Here is a 14,848-nt window from a genome sequence, read left to right on the forward strand (position 1 = left end):
CTGATAAGGCGCGCCAGTTCGCGGCCGGTAATCGCCGGCGCCGGGCCGCGATACCTTTTACTGCGCTGCACGAGGTTCGGACTCTGCCCGGCGAGGACGGCCAGGTTCACGCACGCCCCAGGCGGCCGGGGTAGAGTGCGTACTCGAACGTGATTCTAGAATCGTCCCGGGAGAGTGCGGATGAGCGGGTTCGGGGACTCCACCGCGGTGAAGCCCGTCGGTGAGGGCCGGTACGAGGCCGTCCTGGACGGCGGCTACGGCATCGCCCAGGCGCTGAACGGCGGCTACCTGATGGCCGTGCTCGCCCGCGCCGCCGTGGACGCCTCCCCGCACGAGCACCCGGTCTCGACCGCGGCGAACTTCCACCGCGTCGCCAAGGCCGGCCCCGCCGAGCTGGTCGTCGACTCCCGCAAGGTGGGGCGCACGGCCGCCTCGTCGTTCGTCACCCTCGTCCAGGACGGCCGTCCCGTCGTGGACGCCCTGATCACCACCGGCACGCTCGACCCGTCCGCCGAGCCCGACTTCGCCGCGGGGCCGCCCGCCGCGCTGCCGCCGCTGGAGGAGTGCACGGGGTTCCGGCCGCCCGCCGCCACCGGCGGCGGGTTCGCCGACCAGGTCGACATGCGCTTCGACCCCGAGACGATGGGCTGGCTGGACGGTCGGCCGAGCGGGCGCCCGGACATCCGCGCCTGGTTCCGGCACGGCTGCGGCCAGGAGCCCGACGGCTACTCCCTGGCCCTCGCCGTGGACGCGCTGCCGCCCGTGGCGCTCAACCTCGGCGCGCAGGGCTGGGCCCCGACCGTCGAGCTGACCTGGCACATGCGGGCCGTCCCGGCGCCCGGGTGGCTCGCCGTGCACGGCACCGGACGGCTCCTCGCCGGTGGCTGGTTCGACGAGGAGGTCGAGGTGTGGGACGCCGCCGGACGCCTCGTGGCACAGAGCCGGCAGATCGCCCGCGTCCCCCTCGCCCGCTCCTAGCCGGCGCGGCGCACCGGCGTTTCGGACCGCCGAACCACCGGATCATGCTCCGGCGGCGTGAGCTGGACGGTTTTCCAGCGTGTGACGGTGTGATGTCCAACGCATGACACACCCGGGCGGGGCCATGTCGCCTAGCCTTGTGCACCATGTCAGATCCATCCCGGGGGGACGGCCTCCCCGACGCGCCCATCGGGATCTTCGACAGCGGTTTCGGGGGCCTCACGGTGGCTCGCGCCATCCTCGACCAGCTGCCGAACGAGCCGATCGTCTACCTCGGCGACTCGGGCCGCCAGCCGTACGGCCCGCGCCCGATCGCCCAGGTCCGCGCGTTCGCGCTGGAGATGCTGGACGAGCTGGTCGACGAGGGCGTGAAGATGCTGGTGATCGCCTGCAACAGCGCCAGCTCGGCGATGCTGCGCGACGCCCGCGAACGCTACGACGTCCCGGTCGTGGAGGTCATCAACCCCGCGACCAGGCGCGCGGCGCGCGCCACCTCCAACGGGCGGGTCGGCCTCATCGCCACCGAGGCCACCGTGAACAGCCGCGCCTACGAGGACGCGTTCGCCGCCGCGCCGCACATCGAGCTGGTCAGCGCCGCCTGCCCCCGCTTCGTCGACTTCGTCGAGGCGGGCGTGACGATGGGCGACGACCTCCTCGACGCCGCCCGCGAGTACCTGGGCCCGATCGTGGACGCGGGCTGCGACACCCTGATCCTCGGCTGCACGCACTACCCGCTTCTGACCGGCGTCATCTCGTATGTGGTCGGAGACGGGGTCACACTGGTCTCAAGCGCCGACGAGACCGCCAAGGACGTGTACCGAGTGCTGCACGATCGGGGACTGGCCCGCGCCGAGGCGACGCCCCGGCCGCGGCACCGGTTCCGCGCCACCGGCGACCCCGCCGTGTTCGCCGAGCTCGGCCGACGCTTCCTCGGGCCGGAGATCGGTTCGGTGGAGAGCACGTTGAGCAAGGCTTTGACGACCTGATTCCTCGGACCGCGGAGGAGGAGTGAGCGTGCGGGTCACTGTGATCGGCTGTTCCGGCAGTTTCCCAGGGCCGGACAGCCCCGCGTCCAGCTATCTGGTCGAGGCGGACGGCTTCTCCATGCTCGTCGACATCGGCAACGGCGCGATCGGGAGCCTCCAGCGCTTCCACGGCCTGCTGGACATCGACGCCATCTGCATCTCGCACCTGCATCCCGACCACTGCCTCGACCTCACCGTCTACTGGATCGCGCGGACGTACTGCCCGGACGGCCCGGCGCCGCGCATCCCGGTGTACGGCCCCCGCGACACCGCGGACCACATGATCAAGGCGTACGAGCTGGAACCGAACCCGGAGATGACCGCCACCTTCGACTTCCGTCCGCTGGAGCCGGGGCCGGTGCCCATCGGCCCGTTCACGGTCACCACCGCGCTGATGAACCACCCGGTCGAGGCGTACGGCCTGCGGATCGAGCACGGCGGCAGCGTCATGACCTACTCCGGCGACACCGGCCACAGCGACGACCTGGTCCGGCTGGCCCGCGACTCCGACCTGTTCCTCTGCGAGGCGGGGTTCGCCGACCGCCCGGACCTGCCGCCGGACATGCACCTGACGGGACGGGAGGCCGGCGAGCACGCCGAGCGGGCCGGGGTCGGGCGGCTGGTCCTGACGCACCTGCTGCCGTGGAACGACCCGTCCGAGACGCTCTCCGAGGCGAAGGCCAGCGGGTTCCGCGGCCCGGTCGAGCTGGCCGAGGTAGGCGCCGTCTACGAGTTCTGAGGGGCCGCCGCTCCCGGGGCCGTCCGCTTCCGGGGCCCGCCGCGGTGAGTGCGGCGTCACCGGCGGTAGGCCGGGTCCGGCGGGGGCCCGCCCGCTAGGGTGGGCGCATGGCTCGCCCCGATGATCGTGCACCCGACCGGCTCCGTCCCGTCCGCATCCAGCGCGGATGGCTCGACCACGCGGAAGGGTCGGTGCTCGTCGAGTTCGGCGCGACCCGGGTGCTGTGCGCCGCGTCCGTGCAGGACTCGGTGCCCCGCTGGCGGCGCGACAGCGGCCTCGGCTGGGTCACCGCCGAGTACGCGATGCTGCCGCGCGCGACGAACACCCGCAACGACCGCGAGTCCGTCAAGGGCCGGATCGGCGGGCGCACCCACGAGATCTCCCGGCTGATCGGCCGGTCGATCCGGGCGTGCCTGGACCTCAAGGCGCTCGGCGAGAACACCGTCCAGCTCGACTGCGACGTCCTGCAGGCCGACGGCGGCACCCGCACCGCCGCGATCACCGGCGCCTACGTCGCGCTGGCCGACGCGGTGAGCTGGATGCGCGAGCGCCGCCTGCTCCGGGGGGACCCGCTCATCACCTCGGTCTCGGCGGTCAGCGTCGGCGTCGTGGACGGCGAGCCCCGCCTCGATCTCTGCTACGAAGAGGACTCGGCCGCCGGGACCGACATGAACGTCGTCTGCACCGGCGACGGCCGGTTCGTCGAGGTGCAGGGCACCGCCGAGGGCGCCCCGTTCGACCGGGCGGAGCTGGACGAGCTGCTCGACCTCGGCGCCGCCGGCTGCGCCGAGCTGACCCGCATCCAGAACGAGGCCCTCGGCCGATGAGCCGGATCGTCCTCGCCACCCGCAACCAGGGCAAGGTCGCCGAGCTGCACCGGATCCTCGGCGACCTCGACGTCGTCGGCCTCGACGCCTTCCCCGGCGCCCCCGACGTGCCCGAGACCGAGCTGACCTTCGAGGGCAACGCGCTGCTGAAGGCCCGCGCGATCGCCGCGTTCACCGGGCTGCCCGCCGTCGCCGACGACTCCGGCCTGTGCGTGGACGCGCTGAACGGCATGCCCGGCGTGCTGTCGGCCCGCTGGTCGGGACGGTTCGGCGCCGGCGACCAGGACGCCGCCAACCTGCGGCTCGTCCTCGACCAGCTCGCCGACGTGGCCGACGACCGGCGCGGCGGCTCGTTCGTGTGCGCGGCCGCGCTGGTCGTCCCGGGCGGCGCCGAGCACTGCGTCGAGGGCCGGATGCACGGCACCGTCATCCGGGAGCCGCGCGGCGCCGGCGGCTTCGGCTACGACCCGATCTTCCTTCCGGAGGGCGGGACCCGCACGACCGCGGAGCTGGCGCCCGCCGAGAAGGACGCGATCAGCCATCGCGGCCGCGCCTTCCGCGCGCTCGCCGAGATCGTCCCCGACGCCCTCCGGGCCGCCGGCCTGGCCTGACCCCCGCCCGCGGGGGCGGTCAGCCGCAGCGCAGGCGGACGAAGGTGCCGTCCCAGCCGGCGCGCAGCTCCATCAGGTCGACCAGGAGGCGGACGGTCCACAGGCCGAAGCCGCGCTGGAGGGCGGAGTCGGGCGGGATGAAGCCGGTCAGCGGGTCGGGCCCGGGGCGCCAGAAGCCGTGGTCGCCGATCTCGCAGACGAGGTCGGCGCCGTCCTGCCACGTCCAGAGCCCGATCGGCGGAGTGCCGTGCTGGAGCGCGTTCGCGGCGACCTCGTTGGCGGCGGTGACGAGGTTCTGCGCCTTCTGCTTGGCCAGGCCGTGCCTGAGGGCGCGCTCGCCGACGAACCTGCGCAGCGCGTGCAGGTCGTCGCCGTCGATGGAGAAGTACTCGGCGCCGGCCGGGCGGTCGGAGCGGAGCCGGCCGTCGCAACTGGACCCGAACCTCACCGGGTCGATGTAGTCGCCGTTCTCGCCGTCGTGGTCCGGGGCGAGCAGCAGGGGATGGGTGCGGCGCGCCTCGTCGAGGATGCGGGGCGGCAGCTCCTCGGCGTCGTAGGGGCACAGGGCCCGCGCTCCCGAGTCGCCGAAGACCACGTTGATGAGGGACTCGTACCGGACCCATTCGAGCGTCTGGCGCTCGTCCCACCCGTGCCAGAGCGGCTCGGCGAGCGCGCAGACGGTGCGCGGGGCGCTCTGCTTCACGATGGTCTGGTAGTCGCGCAGCGTGTGGACGGGGTGCTTGTAGAAGCCGGCGGAGTCGAAGTAGGTGACCGCGTCGCCGTGCGGGGCGAGGACGTCCCGCAGGGCGGTCAGGTTGGGCTCGCAGGCGACGGCGATCACGACCTGGCCGCGCTGGACGCCCGATTCGAGGTAGGGCACGGTGACGGACAGGAAGTCCTCGGTGCCCCGGTACATGAACGCCTTGTGCTCCAGTGCCATCAGGCGATGCCCTCCGTCTCCGCGAGCCGCCGCCCGCGGGCGAGGCCGGGCAGCCGGTGCCAGCCGACCATGTCGATGACGCTCTCGACGTCGGGCGACAGGTGGTCGAGGATCAGCGCGGCGTCGGCGGGCAGCCGGGTGGCGTGCTTGGCCAGCAGGTGCAGCCCGCCGAGGTCGATGAACCCGAGCCGGGACAGGTCGAGGTGGACGCTGCGTCCGGGCCGCAGCCGGCGGAGCTGCTCGGCGAACACCGAGTGCCGCGCGGCGTCCAGTTCGCCCTCGACGCGGAGCCCGTCGGGCTCGAACGTGCGCACGATCTTCAGTATCCCGTCGTCGAATTCGGGGTTCACTTCCACGAGGACCTCGTGTGTGTCGCGGAGGGCGGCGAGCGCGGCGGGCGGACACGAGCGCCGGTCGACCTGGCAGATGGCCATCGCCATGGTGCTCGGCGAGACGGTGTCGCCGACGCGGTGCTCGCAGCCGAGCATCGGGCCGAGGTCGGGCCCGCCGGGCCCGTTCAGCAGCCAGCTGTGGTCGGTGGTGAGGCGCACGGCGCGGAAGCCCTGCCCGAACGCGGCGCCGAGCTCGCGGGCGACGGTGTCGGCCATCCGGGCCGGTTCGAACGAGCCGCGGCGGTCGAGGCACGCCTCCCGCGGCGGGATGACCCGCAGCTGGCCCGACCTGACGAGGGCGTCCACGTCGATCGGCCGCCCCGGGCCGAGGCCGGGCAGCCGCTCGACCGGGACGTCGGTGACGTACACGACCTTCTCGGTGGTCTCCAGACCCTCCCGGACGAAGGGCCCGATGACGCGGTCGCGCTCCTCCTGACTGCTGTAGGCCAGCCAGCCGTGATCTCCGGGACGGAGTTCGCTTACGGGGCGTTCGGCGAACCAGGATGTGTCCATGGCCTGCCCATCGGTGTGAGGCGGATCTGTTCAGCGTACGCCGGTCCGGTGCCTTTGGAAGCCCAACGCATGGAGTTCCTCACGCTCCGTCCGAGCCGCCGCGGCCGCCTCGCCGGTTCGCCGTGGTCGCGCCCGGCAGGGCGATGAGCAGCCGCACGGCGGTCCCGTTCCGGCCCGTCCGGATCTGGACGAAGGAGCACAGCAGGCGCACCGCCCACAGCCCGAACCCGTCGCCGGGCGGACCGCCGTCCGGCTTCGGCGGGACGAGGCCGAACCCGCCGCCCGGCTCCCACCGCCCCCCGTCGGTGACCTCGCAGACCAGGGCGGCGGCGCCGGGCGAGGCGTCGGTCCACATGCGCAGGACGACGGGCGGCTCGCCGTGCCGGAACGCGTTCGTGACCACCTCGGTGACCGCGACCAGGAGCCGCTGCCTCTCGCCGTCCGGCAGCGGTGTGCGCCGCGCGAAGTCGGTGACCCACACGCGGAGCCAGTACAGGTCGGGGCGCTCGATCTCCAGGGTCTCGGCGCCGTCCGGCGGCGGGGGCAGCGCCTCGCCGTCGCACCGGGCGCAGTACGCCGCGGGGCTCAGGAAGCCGGGGTTGGGGAGGGCCCGCGCGCCGCGCACGGTCTCGGGGTGCGTCCTGCGCCCGGCCGCGACGACGGACGCGGGGAGCGACGCCGCGTAGGGGCACATGATCGCGGCGCCGGTGCCGCGGAACGCCTCGTTCAGCACGGCCTCGGTCCGCTGCCACTCGACGACCTCCAGCGGCGGCCGCGTCGCCCAGACGGGCTCGCCGAGGACGCGCAGCCGGCGTCCGCGCCGCGCGGTCTCGAAGGCGTCGCCCACGCAGTCCGCCAGCGTGCGGGACGGGTGCGCGTACCAGGCGGCGGCCTCGGTGAACTCGACGCCCGCCGCGGCGGGTCCGAGGGCGTCGCGCAGCAGCGCCTCGCGGCCGGGCCCGCAGACCGCGAGGACGCGGTCGCCCGCGTCGAGGCCGGCGCGCAGGAACGGCACCGCGCCGCCGAGGAACTCCTCCGCCCCGGAGAAGGGCAGCAGGCGGTGCGTGAATCCGGCGCCCGGGGAGCCGGGGCTCCCGGGGGCGGCGCTCACGAGGGGACCGCCAGACGTGTGGTCATGATGTCACCGGCTGCGCGTGGCGAAAGGACGCGGCCAGCCTAGGACGCCCGCCCCCGCGGCGCCGCGATTCTCTGCCCGATTCGTCCGAAGTGTCGTCCGCAACCCCGCCGCGGGCGTGTCCGCTACCGGGGTCGGCGCGTCCGGGGGCGGCGGGGAGGACCGTGGACGGCGGCGCGGAAGCCCGGGGAGAGGTACCGGATTAATTCATCGGGCGGCATCGAGGCGACGGGTTCCACCACGAGGACGTAGCGGGCGAAGATCAGCCCGGAGAGCTGGACGCCCAGCGCCCCGGCCCGCGCGGTCGCGTCGGGGCCGCCCAGATGGTCGGCGATGCGGCCGACGATCTCGCGTTCGACCAGGTCGCGCACCAGCCGGCTCAGGTCCGGGTCCTGGACGGCGGCGCGCACCATGAGCAGCAGCTGCTTGCCATTCTCCGGGTCGTCCCACGCGGTGACCAGCGCGCGCAGGACGCGTTCGGGCAGCTCGGCGGGGTCGCCGGGCAGCGCGCCCGCCAGCACCTCGGGCGGGTTGGCGACCAGTCCGAGCACCGCGCCGAACAGGCCCTTCTTCGAGCCGAAGAAGTAGCTGATCAGCGCGGCGTCCACGCCCGCCTCGGCGGCGAGGGACCGCATCGTGACCGGCCCGTACCCGTCGGCCAGGAACCGCCTGCGGGCGACCGCGAGGATCTCCTCGCGGGTGTCGGGGCCGCCGCGCCGCCGCCCCCGCCCGCCCCCGGATTTATTCATCAAGGTTGAAATATAGTGCGTGCCGGGGCCACCGTCGAGGTATGAACACCACGAAGCAGGGGCCGGGCGCCGTCCACCGAGCGGTGCTGCCGGCCGTGATGCTGTCCCTCGCCACGGTGGTGTCGGCCGTGGCCTCCCTCAACACGGCGGTGCCCTCCATCGCCCGCGACACCCGCGCCGGCCTCACCGAACTGTCGTGGATCATCGACGCCTACGCGCTGGTCTTCGCGGCCCTGCTGCTGCTCGGCGGCGCCGTCGGCGACCGCTACGGGCGGCGCCGCGCGCTCACCGCCGGGCTCCTCGTGTTCGGCGCGGGCTCGGCCGCGGCGGCGCTGGGCGGCGACCCGGAATGGCTGATCGCGATGCGCGGCGTGCTCGGTGTCGGCGCGGCCCTGGTCATGCCGGCGACGCTGTCCACGATCACCTCGACGTTCCCGGCCGCCCAGCGCACCCGCGCGGTCGGCGCCTGGGCCGGCGTCGCCGGGGCCAGCGCCATCTTCGGCCTCCTGGTGTCGGGGACCCTGCTGGAGTTCTGGACCTGGCGGTCGGTGTTCTGGATGAACGTGGTGCTCGCCGCGGTCGCCCTGGTCACGACGCTCGCGTTCGTCCCCGAGTCGGCCGAGCCGGACGCGCCGCGCCTCGACGTGACCGGCGCGCTGATCACCGTGGCCGGTCTCGGCGCCGGCGTCTACTCGATCATCGAGGCGCCGACGCACGGCTGGGCCTCCGCGCGGACGCTGCTCGGCCTCGCCGCCGCCCTCGTCGTCCTCGCCGGGTTCGTGGGGTGGGAGCTGAAGCGGCCGAACCCGCTGCTCGACCCGCGGCTGTTCCGCATCCGGGCGTTCTCGGCCGGCTCCCTCACCGTCACCGTGCAGTTCTTCGCCTTCTTCGGCTTCGTCTTCATCATCCTGCAGTACCTGCAGCTGGTGAAGGGCGACAGCGCCCTCGTGGGCGCGCTCAGCCTCGTGCCCATGGCGCTCGCGATGATGCCGTCCGCGCGGGTCGCCGCGCCGAAGCTGGCCGCGAGGCTCGGCCCGCGCCGCGTCATCACGGCCGGCCTGCTCCTGGTCGGCGTCGGGATGCTGGTCTTCTCGCTGCTGGACGAGGACAGCACCTACTGGCTGCTGCTCGCGGGCCTCGTCCCGTTCGGCGCCGGCATGGGCCTCGCCATGACCCCGTCCACGGCCGCGATCACCGACGCGCTGCCCGCCGAGAAGCAGGGCGTGGGGTCGGCGATGAACGACCTGGCCCGGGAGCTCGGCGGCGCGCTCGGCATCGCCGTCCTCGGCAGCCTCCTGCAGTCGGCCTACCGCGCGAACCTCGACCTCGGGAACCTGCCGGCCCCGGCCGCCGAGCAGGCGAGGACGTCGGTCGCGGCGGCGGTGCGGCTCGGCCCGCAGGCCGCCGAGCACGCGCGGACGGCCTTCAGCGACGGCCTCCAGACGGCGTTCCTCACCGCGTCGGTCGCGCTCGCCGTCACCGCGGTCGTCGTCGCCGCCCTGTACCGCACGCCCCGCCGGGAGGCGGCGGAATCCGTCCCCGCGCCCGCCGATCAGGACGCTAAGCTGAACGCGCCCTCAGAGGGAAGCCCGAACGGGAGCCCGGACGAGGGCGCGGGCGGGCGTGGCGAAATCAGGTATACGCGGCAGGTTTAGGTCCTGTTGGTGGTGACACCGTGGGGGTTCGAATCCCCCCGCCCGCACCGGTCTCACCCCGGCCCACCCCGGCCCGCGCCGAGCGCGGGCCGGCGCGGTGCCTACAGGCCGAGGTCGCGGCGCAGGCGCTCCACGTGCCCCGTCGCCTTCACGTTGTAGTACGCCTTCTCGATCCGGCCGTCGGCGTCGATGACGAACGTCGACCGGATGACCCCGACGACGGCCTTGCCGTACAGCTTCTTCTCCCCGTAGGCGCCGTAGGCCTGCAGGACCTCCGCGTCCGGGTCGGACAGGAGTGGGAACGTGAGCCCCTCCTTGTCCCGGAACTTGGCGAGCTTGGCCGGCTTGTCGGGGGAGACGCCGACGACGGCGACGCCCGCGGCCTCCAGCTCGGGCAGGCTTCCCTCGAAGTCGACCGACTCCTTGGTGCAGCCGGGGGTCATGGCCGCCGGGTAGAAGTAGAGGATCACGCGCTTGCCGCGCAGCGAGGCCAGCGACACCGCGGTCTCGTCGGCGTCGGGTAGCTCGAAATCGGGGGCGACGTCGCCCGGCTGCAGCCGCTCGGACACCCTGTCCCGCCTTTCGCTCGGATGGTGGGTCCAACGGTACCGGCTGGGGTGCGGCGGGCATCCGGCGGGAAGACCTGCAAGACTGTGCGGATCACGCTCGGCTCGTCACGGTTCCGGCCCGCGCGAGTACGCCCGACACGATAAGGACACGGCATGGCTGACAAGAGCCGCGACCCGGAGGCGCTGGAACGGGAGATAGAGCGCAGCCGGCGGCAACTGGCCCGCACCATCGACGAGCTCGCCGACCGGGTCAGCCCGAGGAACGTCGCGCACCGGGGCGCGGAGCGGCTGAAGGAGGAGGCCGACCAGGTCGCCAAGGCCCTCGGCGCGATGGTGCGCCCCTCCGAGGACGACGACGGCGAGGGTCCTCAGATCGACCGGCGGCTGGTGTTCGCCGGAGTCGGCGCGGCGGTCATCGTGACCGCCCTCGTCCTGCGGCGCCGCAGGCGCAGGAGGCGCTGAGCCCCGTCCCCGAGGCGCCGGTCCGCGGTCCGCGGCCGGCGCTTCCGCGTTTCCGGGCGGGGCCCGGGCGCGGCGGGGCGCCGCCGGAGTGCTGCGGGGCGGCTGCGTTCCACTGCCGGGCGGAGCGGGCGAGCAGCTCGGCGACGCCGCGCAGCCGGGCGAGCTCGTCCCGGCACGGCGGGCAGCCGCCCAGGTGCGCCGACAGCGCGTCCGCCTCGGCGCCGGCGAGCCGTCCGATGGCGTAGACGCCGAGCCCGGTCCGGTACGCCCCGCAGTCCGTTCCTCCCACGTCCCGGAGTACGGGCGCGGCGGCCCGGCCGTTCAGCGGGGGCCGGGTCAGCCGAGGTCGGGGGCCGTCGCGGTGAACCTGGCCTCGACGGTGGCGCGGACGATCTGCGTCTCCGGCTCCAGGTCGATCGGCTCGGGCTCCTCGGCCGCGCCGCCCGGCGCGCGCCCGTAGGCCGCGGCGAGCGCGACGGGCCCGCCGGAGCCGCCGTCGCGGCCGAGCCCCTCGTCCGACAGCTCCACCAGCCCGGTGAGCCGGGCCCCGAGCGCCTCGGCGTAGCCGCGGGCGCGCTCGACGGCCTCGTTCGCCGCCTGCCGCGCGGCCCGCCGGTACACCTCGCTGTCGTGCCGCAGCTCCCACTGCGGCCCGGTGACGTAGGTGCGCTCCAGGTCGCCGAGCCGGGCGACCAGCTCGCCCAGCACCGCGAAGTCGCTGACCGTGATCTTGATCCAGACGGTGCCGCGGTAGGCGCGGATGTCGCCCTCGCGCCGCCGGTACTTCAGCAGCGGCGTGATCGACAGGCCGCCCGTCTCCAGCTTCTCCACGGCCTCGCCGTAGGACTTGACCAGGTCGAGGCACTGCTGGTTCCGCTCGGTGAGCCGGTCGAGGGCCGCGCGCCGGTCGGACTCCTGCGACTCGACGTGCACCGACAGGCGCGCGATCTCCGGCTCGGCCTCCAGCACCGCCTCGCCGCGGACACTGATCATGGGAGCGTCGCTCATGCCCCCAACCTAGACGGTCGGGGGGCGGCGCTCACAGGAACGTGCGGCCCTCGCCCCGGTAGGTGGGGACGGTGCGGACGTGCCGGCCGTCCTCGATGAGGTGCAGCGCGTCGAACCGTTCGCACAGCTCCCCGGCCTTGGTGTGGCGGAACCAGACGCGGTCGCCCACCGACAGCAGGTCGGCGGCGCGTCCGAGCAGCGGCGTCTGCACCTCGCCCGCGCCCTCCTCGCCGCTGTAGGACAGGCCCGTCGGCAGGTAGGGCTGGGGGAGGCGGACGGCGTCGGCCGGCCCGGACGCCAGGTAGCCGCCGCCGAGGCACGTGACGACGCCGGGCGCGGGGCGCCGGACGACGGGCAGCGCGAACAGCGCGGCGGGCCGTCCGGCGAAGTTGGAGTACTGGTCGAACAGGTGCGGCTGGTAGAGGCCGGAGCCGGCCGCGACCTCGGTGACGGCGCGCTCGGCCGCCGTCGTCTCGACGCTGCCGGTGCCGCCGCCGTTGACGAACTCCAGGTCGGTCAGCTCCCGGACGGCCCGGACGATCGCCGCGCGGCGCCGGGCCAGCTCCGCCCGGGACTGCCGCTGCATGGCGCGGATGACGCGGCCCCGCGCGGGCCGGCCGGGCGGCACGTCCCCGACGCCCGCGATCTGCGACTCGTAGGCCATCAGCCCGACGAGGTCGAGCGAGGGCCGCTTGAGGACCAGTTCGGCGAAGGCCCGGACGTCGGCGGCGGTGTGCAGCGGGGAGCGCAGCGCGCCGATCCGCACCCGGCCGCCGAGCGTGCGGTACGAGGCGTCGATGTCGACGCAGACCCGCACGCGCTGGTCGCCCGCGGCGGACTCGATCAGCTCGAGGTGCTCGGGGGAGTCGACCATCAGCGTGACGGCGCGGGCCGCGCGGGGGTCGGCGGCGAGCGCGGCGATCGCGGTGCGGTCGGCCGTGGGGTAGGCGACGAGGATGTCGTCGCTGACGCCCTCGGCGGCCAGCCAGAGCGCCTCGGGGAGGGTGAACGCCATGACCCCGGCGAAGCCCTCCATCGCGAGGACGTCCTCCAGGAGGGCCCGGCAGCGCACCGACTTGCTGGCGACGCGGATGGGCTTGCCGGCGGCGCGGCGCACGAGGTCGGCGGCGTTGGCGCGGAAGGCCGCGAGGTCGACGACGGCGAACGGCGCCTCCAGCCCGGCGGTCGCGGCGTCATAGCGGTCCCGGAGGTTCATGCTCGTCACGATGCCACACTACCGGGGGAATGTGAAAAGATCTCACGTCCCGGTGCGCGGATGGGCGGCGAAGAAGCTCCACAGCATCGGGCTCGCCTCCTTCGGCCACTGGTGCCGCCCGCCCTCGATCCTGCAGAACGTCACGGCGACGCCGCGCTCGCCCTTGCCCGTGCTCTCGCACCGGGTGTCGCCGCTGAGCGCCTTCACCCGCTCGCGCGGCTGGGGCAGCCCTCCGACCTTGCGCCAGAAGTCCACCGCGTCCGAGACGGGCGGGAACGGGCGCTTGTCGTTGAAGTCGCGGTCGCCGCCCCCGTTGAAGGGGACGTTCCCGTCCGCCGTCCCGTGGAAGATCATCGCCGACACCGGGCGGCCCGGGTCGCACCTGGTCACCAGCGCGCCCTCGACCACCCCGATCGCCGCGACCTTGCCCGGCTTCTCGCAGGCCATCCGGTACGCCATCCCGGCGCCGTTGGAGAAGCCGGTGACGTAGACGCGCCTCGGGTCGGCCAGCCCGGCGCCGGTGAGCTTGTCGATGAGCTTGCCGAGGAACCCGACGTCGTCGACCTTCCCGATCTTCGCCGCGCCGCAGCAGTCGCCCGCGTTCCACGTGGTCATGAACCCGTCGGGGTAGGCGACGAGGAAGCCGTGCTCGTCCGACAGCTTGTCGAAGCCGGTCAGGTCCCGCATCTTCGCCATGGTCGCCAGGCCGCCGTGCAGGGCGATGACCAGCGCGGGCCTGTCGGCCGGCCTGCCGTCCTTCCATTTCCCGTCCGCGACCTTGGACGGGACGTGCAGCAGGTACTCGCGGTGCCCGACCGTCCCCACGTCGAGCTTCTGCTTGTGCGTCCCCTCCGAGGTGGGGACGCCGTCGACGGTCGCGGGGCGCCGACCGTCCTTCCCGCCCTCGCCGCCCTTCCCGCCGGTCTTGTCGGTGCAGCCCGCCAGGGCCAGGGTGACCGCCAGCGCCACGAGCGCGATTCGCCGCATGCGGGCAAAGGTAACCCCAAGGCGGGGCTTCAAACTACTCACGGGTAGACAAGGCCGGCGGCGTCCGGCCGGGCCGACCGGCCGGTACGGCGGCGGGACGGGGACGCCGCCGCGTAAGCTCGGGAGGGACCCGTCGTGAGCTGGCGCTTCCCGCGCCGAGGCAAGAATGAGACCCGTGAGCGAACCCGTGAACGAGTACGTGCTGACCCTGTCCTGCCCCGACCGGCCCGGCATCGTGGCCGCCGTCTCGGGGCTGCTGGCCGAGCGCGGGTGCAACATCGTCGAGAGCCAGCAGTTCGGCGACGGCGAGACCGGCACCTTCTTCATGCGGGTGCAGTTCGCGGCGCTCGCCGACACCGACCCCGACGAGCTGCGCGGCGCCTTCGCGTCCCTGGTGCCCGAGCTCGGGCTGGAGTGGCGGCTGCACCCGCTGGCCGAGCGCCCGCGCGTGCTGATCATGGTGTCGAAGGGCGGGCACTGCCTCAACGACCTGCTGTACCGGACGCGGTCCGGGCTGCTCGACATCGACATCGTCGCGGTGGCGTCCAACCACCCCGACCTGCGGCCGCTCACCCAGTCGTACGGGATCGACTACCACCACCTGCCGGTCGGGCCGGGAGGAAAGGCCGCGCAGGAGGCCGAGATCCTGACGCTGGTCGAGCACTACCGCGCCGACCTCGTCGTCCTCGCCCGGTACATGCAGATCCTGTCCGACGACTTCTGCGCCAAGCTGCCCGGCGCGATCATCAACATCCACCACTCGTTCCTGCCGAGCTTCAAGGGCGCCCGCCCCTACCACCAGGCGCACGCACGCGGCGTCAAGCTGATCGGCGCGACCGCGCACTACGTCACCGCCGACCTGGACGAGGGGCCGATCATCGAGCAGGAGGTCGCGCGCGTCGACCACACCCACAGCCCGGAGGAGCTGGTGGCCGTGGGACGCGACGTGGAGTGCCTCGCGCTCGCCCGCGCCGTCCGCTGGCACGCCGAGCACCGCGTGCTGCTCAACGGAGACCGGACGGTCGTCTTCCGCTGACCTGCG

General features: G+C 74.0%; 17 protein-coding genes and 1 tRNA gene. 9 read left to right on the plus strand and 9 right to left on the minus strand.

The features are described 5' to 3' along the window. The first annotated feature begins 180 nt into the window (after nt 1–180). The 5 genes from AB0C87_RS26455 (at nt 181) to rdgB (ending at nt 4,180) form a co-directional block, all read left to right on the plus strand. Nucleotides 181–978: a thioesterase family protein gene (locus AB0C87_RS26455; RefSeq protein WP_345184182.1), complete on the plus strand. Its 798-nt coding sequence runs from the start codon at nt 181–183 to the stop codon at nt 976–978. A 146-nt stretch (nt 979–1,124) separates the two neighbouring features. Further along, nucleotides 1,125–1,964 carry a glutamate racemase gene (gene murI / locus AB0C87_RS26460; RefSeq protein WP_345184184.1) on the plus strand — a complete coding sequence of 280 codons (840 nt, stop codon included), beginning with the start codon at nt 1,125–1,127 and terminating at the stop codon, nt 1,962–1,964. Nucleotides 1,965–1,992: 28 nt separating this feature from the next. Next, on the plus strand, nt 1,993–2,742 hold the full coding sequence (locus tag AB0C87_RS26465) for an MBL fold metallo-hydrolase (protein WP_345184186.1): 750 nt from the start codon (nt 1,993–1,995) through the stop codon (nt 2,740–2,742). A gap of 107 nt (nt 2,743–2,849) precedes the next feature. Next, nucleotides 2,850–3,569 carry a ribonuclease PH gene (gene rph / locus AB0C87_RS26470; RefSeq protein WP_345184188.1) on the plus strand — a complete coding sequence of 240 codons (720 nt, stop codon included), beginning with the start codon at nt 2,850–2,852 and terminating at the stop codon, nt 3,567–3,569. Next, a complete protein-coding gene (rdgB, locus tag AB0C87_RS26475; protein ID WP_345184190.1) occupies nt 3,566–4,180 on the plus strand; it encodes an RdgB/HAM1 family non-canonical purine NTP pyrophosphatase in 615 nt (204 codons plus the stop codon). Before rph ends, rdgB begins: the two co-directional genes overlap by 4 nt. A 19-nt stretch (nt 4,181–4,199) precedes the next feature. On the opposite strand, the gene AB0C87_RS26480 is transcribed toward rdgB, so the two are convergent. From AB0C87_RS26480 to AB0C87_RS26495, 4 genes are all read right to left on the minus strand, one after another. Continuing rightward, nucleotides 4,200–5,120, minus strand: coding sequence for a sensor histidine kinase (locus AB0C87_RS26480; protein ID WP_345184192.1), 921 nt, complete (start codon nt 5,118–5,120; stop codon nt 4,200–4,202). Beyond that, complete coding sequence (locus tag AB0C87_RS26485) at nt 5,120–6,025, minus strand: MEDS domain-containing protein (RefSeq protein ID WP_345184195.1); 906 nt, start codon at nt 6,023–6,025, stop codon at nt 5,120–5,122. The genes AB0C87_RS26480 and AB0C87_RS26485 overlap by 1 nt, the downstream gene beginning before the upstream one ends. Before the next feature lie 79 nt (nt 6,026–6,104). Further along, nucleotides 6,105–7,136 carry a sensor histidine kinase gene (locus AB0C87_RS26490; RefSeq protein ID WP_345184197.1) on the minus strand — a complete coding sequence of 344 codons (1,032 nt, stop codon included), beginning with the start codon at nt 7,134–7,136 and terminating at the stop codon, nt 6,105–6,107. Nucleotides 7,137–7,285: 149 nt separating this feature from the next. After that, nucleotides 7,286–7,909: a TetR family transcriptional regulator gene (locus tag AB0C87_RS26495; protein WP_360580049.1), complete on the minus strand. Its 624-nt coding sequence runs from the start codon at nt 7,907–7,909 to the stop codon at nt 7,286–7,288. A gap of 41 nt (nt 7,910–7,950) precedes the next feature. Here AB0C87_RS26495 and AB0C87_RS26500 point away from each other — a divergent pair, with 41 nt between their 5' ends. Next, nucleotides 7,951–9,564 (plus strand): MFS transporter, encoded by a 1,614-nt coding sequence (locus tag AB0C87_RS26500; protein WP_360580051.1) that lies wholly within the window; start codon nt 7,951–7,953, stop codon nt 9,562–9,564. Continuing rightward, nucleotides 9,527–9,611 (plus strand) — tRNA-Leu (locus AB0C87_RS26505). The genes AB0C87_RS26500 and AB0C87_RS26505 overlap by 38 nt, the downstream gene beginning before the upstream one ends. A gap of 54 nt (nt 9,612–9,665) precedes the next feature. On the opposite strand, the gene bcp is transcribed toward AB0C87_RS26505, so the two are convergent. After that, a complete protein-coding gene (gene bcp / locus AB0C87_RS26510; protein WP_345184203.1) occupies nt 9,666–10,133 on the minus strand; it encodes a thioredoxin-dependent thiol peroxidase in 468 nt (155 codons plus the stop codon). A gap of 153 nt (nt 10,134–10,286) precedes the next feature. On the opposite strand from bcp, the gene AB0C87_RS26515 reads away from it, so the two are divergent. Continuing rightward, entirely contained in the window at nt 10,287–10,595 is a 309-nt protein-coding gene (locus AB0C87_RS26515; RefSeq protein ID WP_345184205.1) for a DUF3618 domain-containing protein, read from the plus strand. On the opposite strand, the gene AB0C87_RS26520 is transcribed toward AB0C87_RS26515, so the two are convergent. From AB0C87_RS26520 to AB0C87_RS26535, 4 genes are read right to left on the minus strand one after another with little or no spacing between them, the layout of a single operon-like run. Then, a complete protein-coding gene (locus AB0C87_RS26520; protein WP_360580052.1) occupies nt 10,546–10,884 on the minus strand; it encodes a zf-HC2 domain-containing protein in 339 nt (112 codons plus the stop codon). The two genes, AB0C87_RS26515 and AB0C87_RS26520, sit on opposite strands and share 50 nt — an antisense overlap. Before the next feature lie 47 nt (nt 10,885–10,931). After that, nucleotides 10,932–11,603, minus strand: coding sequence for an SIMPL domain-containing protein (locus AB0C87_RS26525; RefSeq protein WP_345184209.1), 672 nt, complete (start codon nt 11,601–11,603; stop codon nt 10,932–10,934). Nucleotides 11,604–11,634: 31 nt separating this feature from the next. After that, nucleotides 11,635–12,819, minus strand: coding sequence for an amino acid deaminase/aldolase (locus AB0C87_RS26530; RefSeq protein ID WP_345184264.1), 1,185 nt, complete (start codon nt 12,817–12,819; stop codon nt 11,635–11,637). Nucleotides 12,820–12,861: 42 nt separating this feature from the next. After that, entirely contained in the window at nt 12,862–13,806 is a 945-nt protein-coding gene (locus AB0C87_RS26535) for a PHB depolymerase family esterase (protein WP_360580054.1), read from the minus strand. 175 nt (nt 13,807–13,981) lie between these two features. Here AB0C87_RS26535 and purU point away from each other — a divergent pair, with 175 nt between their 5' ends. After that, nucleotides 13,982–14,842: a formyltetrahydrofolate deformylase gene (gene purU, locus AB0C87_RS26540; protein WP_345184213.1), complete on the plus strand. Its 861-nt coding sequence runs from the start codon at nt 13,982–13,984 to the stop codon at nt 14,840–14,842. Nucleotides 14,843–14,848: the final 6 nt, after the last annotated feature.

This window comes from Actinomadura sp. NPDC048021, assembly GCF_040653135.1.
GTDB lineage: Bacteria > Actinomycetota > Actinomycetes > Streptosporangiales > Streptosporangiaceae > Spirillospora > Spirillospora verrucosospora.